9 protein-coding genes are annotated in these 11784 nt (G+C 51.6%); 6 read left to right on the top strand and 3 right to left on the bottom strand.

Going from position 1 to position 11784, the window contains the following annotated elements; all coding sequences use genetic code 11:
• The first annotated feature begins 45 nt into the window (after nt 1–45).
• Both D6029_RS02950 and D6029_RS02945 read left to right on the top strand, forming a co-directional pair.
• Entirely contained in the window at nt 46–393 is a 348-nt protein-coding gene (locus tag D6029_RS02950) for a type II toxin-antitoxin system RelE/ParE family toxin (protein WP_120063335.1), read from the top strand.
• Nucleotide 394: 1 nt separating this feature from the next.
• Nucleotides 395–712 carry a helix-turn-helix domain-containing protein gene (locus D6029_RS02945; RefSeq protein ID WP_120063334.1) on the top strand — a complete coding sequence of 106 codons (318 nt, stop codon included), beginning with the start codon at nt 395–397 and terminating at the stop codon, nt 710–712.
• A 30-nt stretch (nt 713–742) separates the two neighbouring features.
• On the opposite strand, the gene yegD is transcribed toward D6029_RS02945, so the two are convergent.
• On the bottom strand, nt 743–2101 hold the full coding sequence (gene yegD, locus D6029_RS02940) for a molecular chaperone (protein ID WP_120063333.1): 1359 nt from the start codon (nt 2099–2101) through the stop codon (nt 743–745).
• Between the two features lie 72 nt (nt 2102–2173).
• On the opposite strand from yegD, the gene alkA reads away from it, so the two are divergent.
• Nucleotides 2174–3019, top strand: a complete 846-nt coding sequence (gene alkA, locus D6029_RS02935; RefSeq protein WP_120063332.1) for a DNA-3-methyladenine glycosylase 2 — start codon at nt 2174–2176, stop codon at nt 3017–3019.
• Here the strand turns inward: alkA and D6029_RS02930 are convergent.
• Entirely contained in the window at nt 3012–6344 is a 3333-nt protein-coding gene (locus D6029_RS02930; RefSeq protein WP_120063331.1) for a diguanylate cyclase, read from the bottom strand. The two genes, alkA and D6029_RS02930, sit on opposite strands and share 8 nt — an antisense overlap.
• Nucleotides 6345–6687: 343 nt before the next feature.
• Between D6029_RS02930 and udk the strand changes: the two genes are divergently transcribed.
• The 3 genes from udk (at nt 6688) to asmA (ending at nt 9930) form a co-directional block, all read left to right on the top strand.
• Nucleotides 6688–7329 (top strand): uridine kinase, encoded by a 642-nt coding sequence (gene udk / locus D6029_RS02925; RefSeq protein WP_034458495.1) that lies wholly within the window; start codon nt 6688–6690, stop codon nt 7327–7329.
• A 151-nt stretch (nt 7330–7480) separates the two neighbouring features.
• Nucleotides 7481–8062 (top strand): dCTP deaminase, encoded by a 582-nt coding sequence (gene dcd, locus D6029_RS02920; RefSeq protein WP_064512248.1) that lies wholly within the window; start codon nt 7481–7483, stop codon nt 8060–8062.
• A 23-nt stretch (nt 8063–8085) separates the two neighbouring features.
• Entirely contained in the window at nt 8086–9930 is a 1845-nt protein-coding gene (asmA, locus tag D6029_RS02915; RefSeq protein ID WP_120063330.1) for an outer membrane assembly protein AsmA, read from the top strand.
• Between the two features lie 108 nt (nt 9931–10038).
• Here asmA and D6029_RS02910 read toward each other — a convergent pair whose 3' ends face one another.
• Complete coding sequence (locus D6029_RS02910; RefSeq protein WP_120063329.1) at nt 10039–11619, bottom strand: TerC family protein; 1581 nt, start codon at nt 11617–11619, stop codon at nt 10039–10041.
• Nucleotides 11620–11784: the final 165 nt, after the last annotated feature.

Genomic DNA, 11784 nt, shown 5'->3' with positions numbered 1-11784 from the left:
GTGGTTTATAATTTAAATATAAACTATAGTTTATGAGGTGAGTGTATGACATGGACAGTTTTTACAACCCAACGCTTCGATGAGTGGTTTGATGAACAAAGTGAAGAACTCCAGGATCGCACGTTACATGCGCTGGGAAATTTGCAATTTTTAGGACCTGGCTTGTCACGACCTTACGCAGACGCCATAAAGGGATCTCGTTTTAACAATATGAAAGAGCTAAGAGTGCAGCACTGTGGCAGGCCCATTCGCGCATTTTATGCTTTTGACCTTTCCCGTCGGGCCATCGTGTTGTGTGCCGGGGATAAATCGAAAAATAAACGCTTCTACGAAACCATGACGAGTATTGCTGACAAAGAGTTTATGGCTTGGTTGAAGTCACAGGAGCAGTAACATGAAAAGCAATAACAAAGGCTACAGAACGCTCGATGAGATAATTTCTACTCTGTCGCCGGAAAGACAAAAAAGAGTGGCGGAAGGAACTCAGGAACTGATTCTGGAATGTTGCCTGCATATGATGCGGGAGCAAAAAGGGTGGTCACAGCAGCAACTTGCCGACGCGATGGGCATCAGCCAACCCGCGGTCACTGCGATTGAAAAACGCGGAAATGAAGTCAAACTGGGGACGCTAAAACGCTATATCGAGGCGTTGGGCGGCAAGCTTTCGCTGCAAATAGAATTCCCGGACGGCGTCAAACAACTGAACATTTAAAACGCCGTGAGTTTCCCCACGGCGTATGACTTAATCCCGGAACACCACATCAGCCCAGCGCGCCAGGCCTGCGGTAACGGAGCCGAAATCATCGCCTCCAGCCAGCGGAATACCCGGTAATTGCTGTGCTAGTGCTTGTTTCAGCAACGGTGAACGTGCGCTACCGCCGGTCAGATAAATCACATCCGGCTTCACGGCGCTGTTTTCCAGGGCCAGCGTGACCTGTTCCAGAATGCGTTGCAGCGGCTGGCTGATAGCCATTTCCAGCTCTGGTTGGGTGATTTCACAGCCCAGTTCTTTGCTGATAAACGGCAACAGGGTGGCGACTTGTTTGTTATCTGAAAGCGCAATTTTGCTCTCTTCAGCGGCGCGTACCAGGCGATAGCTAAGACGCTGACGCCAGACTTTTTGCAGGAAGGCCACTTTCTCTGGTTCACGCGAATCACGCACCAGTTCATTGAGCATGCGGCCATTCGCACTACTGTAGAAATCGTTTTGCGCCGGAACGTCGTTGATTGCGACCGCATTCCACCACGGCAATACCGGCAGGGCGATGCCTTTTTCAGTTTGCCCTCCCATGCCCAGTAATGGGGAAAGCTGCTTGAAGGCCAGCATGATGTCGAGATCGTTACCGCCCACGCGGCAACCGCTGTGGCCGAGTAAACTCTGTTCGCGGTCGCGGCGAGCGCGCCATTGTGGGCCCATCAATAAAACGGAACAGTCGGTAGTACCGCCGCCGATATCGACGACCAGAACTTGTTTTTCTTCGGTCAGGGTTGCTTCAAAATCCAGGCCCGCAGCAACCGGTTCAAACTGGAACACCACATCTTTGAAGCCCGCACGATGCGCGGCGCGATCCAGAATCCCTTGCGCCTGTTGGTTAGCGTCATCGCCACCCAGGCCCTGGAAGTTGATCGGGCGGCCAATCACCGCCTGAGTAATCGGCTCGGCAACCTGGCTTTGTGCCTGTTTGCGGATGTGCAGCATCATGGCGCAAACCAAATCTTCAAATACGGCGACCTGCTGCGGCTTTAAACCCGTGGCACCGAGGAAGGATTTTGGCGATTTTACGAAGTAAACTTCTTCAGGATCTTCCATATACTGGCGCAGGGAACTCAGCCCGAATTGCACACTGTTTGGCAAAACGTCGATGTCTTCTTCGCGGTTAAAAGAGACAGCACGGCGCAATAACGCCTGGGTTTCAGTACCGGTAGCCGGGACTTCGTGATGGCGGTACAGCCATTCACTCACCGACTCACGCGTCGGGGCGCACAGCATTGAAGGAAGCAACGTTGAACCGTTTTCCATCTCCAGCGCCTGCGGAACGCCATCGCGCATCACTGCTACAGAGCAGTTTGCAGTACCATAATCGAAGCCTATAAATTGCATAAAATCCCCATGCCGGTGAAGAAGGGGGGCGACTTTAGCGGAATTACTAAGACTAAACAATAGGACAAGAAAATGTATCAACTGAACTACAACCCGCCGTACGACTGGAAGTGGATGTTTGGTTTTCTTGCTGGGCGTGCGGTTGATGGCATTGAAATTGTCACCGAAGAACGCTATTGCCGCAGTTTTGCATTGGGCGGCTATCAAGGCTTGTTGACGCTGGAACCGGATGAAGCACGCTGCCAGCTAAACGTGACACTGAGTGAAGGATTGCAGCCGGTGGCGCAGGAAGTTTTGCAACGCGTAACGCAGTTGTTAGATCTCGATTGCCAGCCACACACCATTCTGGAAAGCCTGGGGGAGCTATCGGCGGCGCGTCCCGGATTACGCTTGCCGGGCTGTATGGATACTTTCGAACAATCTATTCGCGCGATTTTAGGGCAGCTCGTCAGTGTGGCGATGGCGGCGAAACTCACCAGTAAACTGGCGCAGGCATTTGGTGAGCGGCTTGCAGAAAACCCGGAGTGGCTGGTTTTCCCGATGCCAGAACGCCTTGCATCGCTGACGCCTGAACAACTCAAACCGCTCGGAATGCCGTTAAAGCGCGGAGCCTCGATAATCCATCTGGCGCAATTAATGGTGAAGGGCGAGTTCCCGCTGCAATGCCCTGCGGATGTGGAGCTGGGGGTAAAAGCACTAACGACTTATCCGGGAATTGGCCGCTGGACAGCAAACTACATCGCGCTACGTGGCTGGCAGGCAAACGACGTTTTCTTGCCGGATGATTACCTGATTAAACAACGCTTTCCCGGCATGACGCCCGCACAAATTCGCCGTTATGCGGAGCGCTGGAAACCCTGGCGTTCCTATGCGCTATTGCATATCTGGTATAGCGACGGCTGGATTCCGGCTAATTAATCGCGAAGTAACTGCTATTAAGTAACATCTCCAGCGGAAGCGGTTGAGTCACCGCTTCGCCAAATATCAGGTCGACGCCAATCCCGGAAAGCGTGTCCATCACCATCGGAATGTCCGCCGGGCCTGAGATAGTTTGCAGCGTCTGGCGTTGTGCGTGACCATGAATAATCGTCACCATCATTTCGTCCATCAGGTTGCAATGCACGTTCTGGATCAGCTCTTCGTCAACGATGATGTAACTGAAACACTGGCGTGACACGCGTTTAAAGATATCCAGATCTCGTCCTACATGGCTCAGAATTAACTGGCAACCGCTGTCATGCAGTCTTTGCAGGTTTCTGTCGATTTTTGCATTTTCAGTTTGCAGCACTTCGCAATGCACCATCAGGTGTAACAAGCGGGCCGGTAGTGAACTTTGCTCTAAAAGGGCAAGCAGTTCGTCAACGACTTTGTCGTTCGCAAGGCCGTGCGAGGAGAGGGCGAGGGTCACGCCAAAGCCTTTGTTGGTAACTGACTGGGCAAACTTGCTGAAGAACTCGTTAAAAATTCGCAGATCGAGCGCGCAGTGCAATTCAGCATCGGCGATGGTGGCGCGGAACATTGTCTCATCAATCACCACGCCGTCATTTCCCCAGAAACGCAGCGAGAGTAAATAGAAACTGGTGGATTCCGGCACGCGCGGAGGCGCTACGCCACGGGCAATCATGAGGATAGGATTTTCATGGATGATGCATTTTTGCTCGTCCAGAGGGATGTTTTGCCCCTCTTTACGAATGTCATGCTGGGAAGATTCAAACACCGTGACCCGGCCACGCCCGCCATTTTTTGAGGCGTAACAGGCGATATCGGCCTGGGACAGCACTTCGGATGCCAGGCGATTATCGGCATCAATTTGCGTTATCCCGGCGCTGGCACCAATGCGATGCAGACGCCCATTCCACGTAAAGTGGTAATCATTAATGCTCTGAATAATGCGTTCAGAAATATGACGCGCATTATCAGACGAACAATCTGGCAGCAGCAGGCCGAATTCATCGCCGCCCAGGCGCGCCAGGAAATCTCCAGTGCGCAACATGCTTAGCATTAACGAGGCGAGTTCACGCAACAGCGCATCACCAGCCGCGTGCCCGGCGGTATCGTTCACCGCTTTAAAGCGATCGAGGTCGATAAACACTAACGCATGGCGCTGGCGGTTTTCTCCGGCGCTTTGCAGCAAGCGCTTCAGGTGGTTTTCAAAACTCACACGGTTTGCCAGATGCGTCAGCCCATCGTGCGAGGCGCTGTAGCTCAGTTGTTTGAGCATTTTGCGCGACTCGGTCACGTCCTGGATTACCAGCACTGAGCCAATACTTTGCCCGTCCAGCGTGGTCAGCGGCGTGATGCTGTAATGAATATCGTAGCTGCCACCGTTGCGGCAATGCAGCACCACATCATGTTCAATAGTGGTGCGCGAATAATCACCGCTATGAATGTTTTCCATGACCGGGCCGTTGTCGCCAAAGGTAATGTGCAGGATTGCCAGAATATGTTGGCCGATAGCTTGCTGTTGCGGCCAGCCACTCATTTTCTCGGCAATCGGGTTCATAAAGGTGATGTTCATCTCCACATCGGTACAAATCACTGCTTCGCCGATGGAGTCCAGCGTGATGTGCAGACGCTCTTTTTCCTGATACAGCGCTTCGTTCAGCTGTTTAACTTCCGTCATGTCCATGTTGATGCCCAACAGGCGTTCAACGTCACCATTCTTATTCAGCACACGGTTAGCCAAGGAACGAATATGGCGAATGCCTTCTTTGACGTGAATGCGATATTCCATCTTAAAAGGCACCCGAGCTTTTAAAGCATCACGCACGGTTTTTTCAGCGGCGGGCGCGTCATCCGCCACAATTCTTTCCAGCCACAATGCGTAGGTGGGCTTCAGGTGCGCCGGGATTTCGTAGAGATCAAACATACGTTTGTCCCAACTGATGACATCCGTTCCAAGATCCCATTCCCAAATACCGATGCCACCGGCCTCATTGGCGAGCGTGATGCGTTCCATCAGGCGCTTATTCACCCATTCGGTATGCTTGAGGTCGTTGATGTCTTCGATTTGAGCGATTAAATAGAGCGGCGTGCCGTCGATATCACGCACGATAGACACCGCTAACAGCGCCCACACCACATCACCTTTGCTGGTGTAGTAGCGTTTTTCCATCGAATAACTATTAATACTGCCGCTAACCAACATATTGAGTTGCTGCAAATCGGCGTGTAAATCTTCGGGATGGGTGATTTGCTGGAACGTCAGCGAACGCAGTTGCTCTGCGGTGTAGCCGAGGAATTTGCTTAACGATTTATTAACTTGTAACCATTGCCCGTCGGTGGAAACCAGGGCCATCCCGATGGCGGAATATTCCATCGCGTTACGGAAACGCGCTTCGCTTTCCGTGATGTGTTTGCGCTCTTCCCGAAACGAATACATCACCATGGTCATGACGTTGGCGGGCAATAAAATCATCAGGAACGGCAGCCACGGCGCATTGTTCATCACCGCCGTATGGGGATCCATATTGACGGTGTTGTGCGTCGCCATCATTAAGGAAACCACCATCAGGGTGCCAAGGAAAATAATGAACGCTTCCAGGCGGGGCAGGCGAATCGCGCTCCACATCAGAAAAACAATAATAAAAGTAAATGGCCACGGCATATAACGTAGCGCGAGGTAGCTTAGTGCCAGGGTAATAACAAAAGTGAATACTGTTTCTATTAATAGTTTCGGGTTTTTATGCCGCAATAAATAGTGCGGCTTAAACAATAATGCTGTGGGCACCAGTGCCAACGTGCCGATGGTTTCGGAGAGCATCCAGACGAAAAATGTTTTCGCGACGGGGCCACCCGCCGGGCCTGCCAGCCAGACCGCCAGCACGCCACCAATGACAGGCGGAATGACGGCGCTGCAAATCACCAGACGCACCCAATTATTGAGATTTTGTAGCGGATTATCCTGCGGCAACATGCGGCGCATTAATGACGCACCCACCAACGCTTCAATAATATTGATAGCGGTGTAGCCGAGATTAATTTCACTTACAGGCAATAATAACGCAGAGGCGCACAAGCTCCCCAGGGCACACATTACGATAACCATGGGCCATTGGCGGAAAGAGTTGCGGAATAATGCCACCATCATGAGGGCCGTCGGGAACCAAAGCGGCGCTAAAACAGTTCCGACCAGAGACAATTCCAAAGAATACAAGGTGAATATAAAGCTTAGAAACCCTAATCCCACGGGCAGTACGAAGGAAGGCATTGCGATTAACTCTTTTGTGCTTTGTTTGATCATTACCGCAAATCCGTTAAGGCGTGCCGCCAGGTGCCATGCCCGGATGCAAATAAAAAGATAAGTTTCGGTTTATGCTAGTACAAACAATTTACAATTCCTATGTCGTCCAGTCATAATTTAACATCAAGAACTCATAAAAAGTGATATTTGACAGACTTATTTCCTTCGATTCATAAAAGCCCTGTATATAAAAAGGCTATCCTTGCATTTAATCGAGCCAGCTAAAATCACCCCTGACGCGCATTACTCTGGTATCAGCGGGCGGATCTCCCTATAATTGCCGCGTTTGACGTCTTTCGCGTCGCCCTTCCTCAACATTTAAGTCAACAAGGCTCGTTACAACATGACTGACAAGTCCCATCAATGCGTCATCATCGGGATAGCCGGTGCGTCGGCTTCAGGAAAAAGTCTTATTGCCAGCACACTGTACCGCGAATTGCGCGACCAGGTTGGTGATGAACACATTGGTGTCATTCCAGAAGACAGTTACTACAAAGACCAAAGCCATCTTTCGATGGAAGAACGAGTTAAGACCAACTATGACCATCCAAACGCGATGGATCACAATCTGTTGTTCCAGCATTTACAGATGCTTAAATCGGGTAACCCCATCGAACTGCCGGTTTATAGCTATGTCGAACACACTCGTACTGGCAACACCGTTCACTTAATGCCGAAGAAAGTCATCATTCTGGAAGGGATTTTGTTGCTGACGGATGCCCGTCTGCGCGAAGAGATGAATTTCTCCATTTTTGTGGATACCCCGCTCGATATTTGCCTGATGCGCCGCATGAAACGTGACGTTAACGAACGTGGTCGTTCCATGGATTCCGTCATGGCACAGTATCAGAAAACCGTTCGCCCGATGTTCTTGCAATTCATTGAACCTTCTAAACAATATGCCGATATCATCGTGCCGCGCGGGGGTAAAAACCGCATCGCCATTGATATTCTTAAGGCGAAAATCAGTCAGTTCTTTGAATAATCTCCAGGCGTAACGGCCTTACGCGAGTGAGTTCTTCTGCGCCGCTCGCAAAAAGTAATGTAATCCCGGTAATTACTCTCCATTGCGTGGCTATCTCAGCCCCGCTGTGGCAGGGTAAACAAAACTGAGCTTGAGATAAGGAGCATCTGCGATGCGTTTGTGTGACCGCGATATAGAAGCCTGGCTTGATGACGGGCGCTTAACGATTACCCCTCGTCCGCCAGTTGAGCGCATTAGCGGCGCGACCGTTGATGTGCGCCTGGGGAACAAATTCCGTACTTTCAGCGGCCATACGGCACCGTTTATCGATTTAAGCGGCCCGAAAGATGAAGTGACCGAAGCGCTGGAACGCGTCATGAGCGACGAAATCGTCCTCAACGAAGGCGAAGCATTTTATTTGCACCCTGGCGAACTGGCTTTAGCGGTTACGCTTGAGTCCGTCACTATTCCCGCTGATCTAGTCGGTTGGTTAGATGGCCGTTCATCTTTAGCGCGTTTAGGTTTGATGGTTCACGTCACCGCGCACCGTATCGACCCAGGTTGGCATGGCTGCATCGTGCTGGAGTTCTATAATTCCGGTAAACTGCCTTTGGCTTTACGCCCAGGCATGATGATTGGCGCGCTAAGTTTTGAACCTCTTTCTGGCCCGGCTGCACGTCCTTATAATAGCCGCCAGGATGCGAAGTATCGCGATCAGCAAGGTGCGGTTGCAAGCCGTATCGATAAGGACTGAGTTCCCATTCGTATGAGGGCTGTATGAGACGATTTATAACCACGCTGATGATATTGCTGGTCGTTCTGGTGGCCGGCCTTTCTGCGTTGGTATTATTGGTTAACCCCAATGATTTTCGTGCATATATGGTGAGCCAGGTTGAAAACCGCAGTGGCTATCAGCTTAAGCTAGATGGGCCACTGCGTTGGCATGTCTGGCCACAGCTCAGTATTTTATCCGGGCGCATGTCGTTAACCGCACCAGGGGCCAGCCAGCCGCTGGTGAGTGCCGACAATATGCGTCTTGATGTTGCTTTAATGCCGTTGTTATCCCACCAGTTAAAAGTCCAGCAGGTGATGCTCAAAGGGGCCGTGATTCAACTCACGCCGCAAACTGAAGAGCGCCGCCCGAAAGATGCGCCGGTCGGGCCGTCGTCCGGAAGTGTGCCGTCTGGCGAAGACCGTGGTTGGTCGTTTGATATTGCGAAGTTAAAAGTGGCCGATAGCGTGCTGGTGTTCCAGCATGATGGCGATGAACAAATCACCGTGCGCAATATCAATCTGCAAATGGAACAAAATGACAGAAAGCAGGCGCACATTGAGCTGAGCAGTCGCATCAATCGTGACCAGCGCGACCTGAATTTGTCTCTGGTGGCCGACCTCGACGCCAGTAATTATCCGCAGCAATTGACGGCGAATATCTCCAAACTTGATTACCAGCTACGCGGTGCTGACCTGCCGGTCAATGGCATTGCGGGTAGTGCGACATTCACTGCCAGTTGGGCTGACCCCCTGCACACACTTCAATTTAGCCAACTGCAACTGACGGCTAACGATAGCGACCTGCAAGGTAGCGGGGGAGTTGTACTGGCTGAAAAGCCGCAATGGAATCTTGACCTGCGCTCCAGCAAACTGAATCTTGATGGGCTGGTGGCGGCAAATGCAGTGACCACCACCAAAGTCGTGCAGCAGGCGCAACAGCAAAGCACGTTACCGCGCCCAGTGATTGCCTCCGGCGTCGAAGACACCACGTACCAGAGCCTGCGTGGTTTCAGCGCCCAGGTTAAAATTGCCGCTGGAAATGTGCGTTGGCGTGGCCTGGACTTCACCGATGTTCAGTCGGCGATGACGAACCAATACGGCTTGTTTACGGTTTCTGAGCTGTTGGGGAAATTTGGCAAAGGCAGTATGTCATTCCCGGGTTCTCTGGATGCGCGTAAAAGCGAGCCGAGCTTAAACTTCAATCCGAAAATTACTGACATCGAAATTGGGCCAATACTTACCGCCTTCGATTATCCGATTGCGTTGTCGGGTTTGCTGTCGATGGACGGTGAATTTAGCGGTGACAGACTCAATGCTGAAGCATTCCGCCGCACCTGGCAGGGCGATGCGAGCATCACGATGTTGAACACCACCATGCAGGGCATGAACTTCCAGCAGATGATTCAGCAGGCGGTCGCTCGCAGCAATGGCGATGTGCAGGCTCAGCAAAACTATGACAATGTCACCAAACTTGAAAGTTTTGCCGCACAAGCGAGTCTCGATAACGGTCAACTGACGCTCGACAACATGTCGGGTAAATCCTCGGTCCTCGAGCTTACAGGCAAAGGAACACTGGATTTAGTTAAGCAGCAGTGTGATACGCGATTTAACGTCACTGTGTTGGGCGGTTGGGAAGGCGAAAGCAAGCTGATTGAGGTGCTGAAAACCACGCCAATTCCGCTGCGAGTTTACGGCCCGTGGCAAAAGCTGAATTACTCTTTGCAGGTTGATCAGGTGCTGCGCAAACAGTTACAAGGTGAGGCGAAACGCCGCCTGAATGACTGGCTGGAAAAACATAAAGACAGCAGTAAAGCGAAAGACGTGAAGGATTTGCTCAACAACCTTTAACTGCTGATAAATTTGTTTGCTGTTTTGTCGGATGACGCTAGCGCTTATCCGACCTACGACGGGTTTGTCATCACTCTAAGAGAGAACCGAAAGGTTCTCTCTTTTGTTTTACACCTCAAAATCCATATCTTCGTCGTCTTCCAGCGGCACAATTTGCACCTTCTGTACGCGATGGCTTTCCACTTGCAACGTACGCAACAGAAAATCCCCCACCTGAACGGCTTCGCCGTTGACGGGAATATGCTGCAACAACTCCATCAATAACCCCGCAATCGTGTGGTAGTTACGTTTGTCATCAAGCGGTAGCGGCACGTACTGGATTAAATCCTCAAGCGGCATATGCCCGTTGGCAGTCCAGGTGCCGTCCGGGTTTTTCTGGATGTCATGGCGCGCGTCAATCTCTTCGACTTCATTCGGCAAGTTCCCGGCGATGGTTTCCATCACGTCACTTAACGTCACCACACCTTCCACCGAACCAAATTCATCTACAACAAAAGCAAAGTGCGTGCGCCCGTTACGGAACTGCTCCAGTGCCGCCAACAAAGGCAGCGTTTCCGGGAATATCAAGGGCTGGCGAATCAACGCCTCAAGATTAAGCGGCTCGCCTTTAAGCGATTGCTGGAGCAAATCAATGATGTGCACCACCCCTAAAATTTCATCGCCTTCGCCGGTAATGACCACACGCGTGTGCTGGTTTTTATCCAGTAAGGCGCGGATTTGCTCCTCGGGATCGCTGAGTCTGACGTGTTCAACGTCATGGCGCGAGGTCATGATGCTGCTGACGGTGCGCCGGTTGAGATTGAGCACGCGTTCAATCATCAGGCGCTCTTGCGGCTCAAAAATTTCATCTTGTCGCGAGTGGTCGGCAATCAATGAGGCGGTTTGCGCATCCAGTTCTGCTTCTTCTTTTTTGCCGTTCAGCAAGCGTAATACGGCTTCGGCGGTGCGCTGGCGCAACGACTGATCGGCTGATAAGAAGCGGCGGCGGTTGAAAATCGCCAGCTGGTTCAGGCTCTCAATCATTACTGAGAAGCCAATGGCGGCGTACAAATAGCCTTTCGGAATATGGTAGCCAAAGCCGTCTGCCACCAGGCTAAAGCCGATCATCAACAGGAAGCTGAGACACAAAATCACGATGGTCGGGTGATTGTTCACAAAGCGCGTCAGGGCTTTGCTGGCGAGCAACATCAGGCAAATAGCGATAATCACCGCGGCCATCATTACTGGCAAATGATCGACCATTCCTACGGCGGTAATCACTGAATCGAGTGAAAACACCGCATCGAGAATGACGATTTGCGCCACCACCGGCCAGAATTTAGCGCCTCGGCGCTGCGTCTGAGATTCGCTGTCTTTGCCTTCCAGGCGTTCATTTAGCTCAACGGTGGCCTTGAATAACAGGAACAGCCCGCCAAACAGCATGATTAAATCCCGGGCGCTAAACGCGAGGTCACCGAGATGAAACAGCGGGCGCGTTAGCGTAACCAGCCAGGAGATAGACGCCAGCAGCAACAGGCGCATCACCATGGCGAGAATTAATCCCGTGACGCGAGCCCGGTCACGCTGAGCGGGAGGAAGTTTTTCGGCAAGTATGGCGATAAACACCAGGTTATCGATGCCCAGAACCAGTTCGATAACCACCAGCGTTATCAATCCGGCCCAGATTGAAGGGTCAGCAATCCACTCCATTAGTCTTTCTATACCCATCATCCTTCAAGCTGTAGGGGTGTTGGCTGCAGACGCTCACCCCAGTCACTTACTCAAGTAAGCTCCTGGGGATTCTCGTCCTGGCCGCCTACCTACAGCTCGAATGCTAATCGGTATACACCTCTTATAAGATGACAAATGTCACAA

This window comes from Buttiauxella izardii (genome assembly GCF_003601925.1).
Classification (GTDB): Bacteria; Pseudomonadota; Gammaproteobacteria; order Enterobacterales; family Enterobacteriaceae; genus Buttiauxella; species Buttiauxella izardii.
This window is presented reverse-complemented; position numbering and strand designations above follow the sequence as displayed.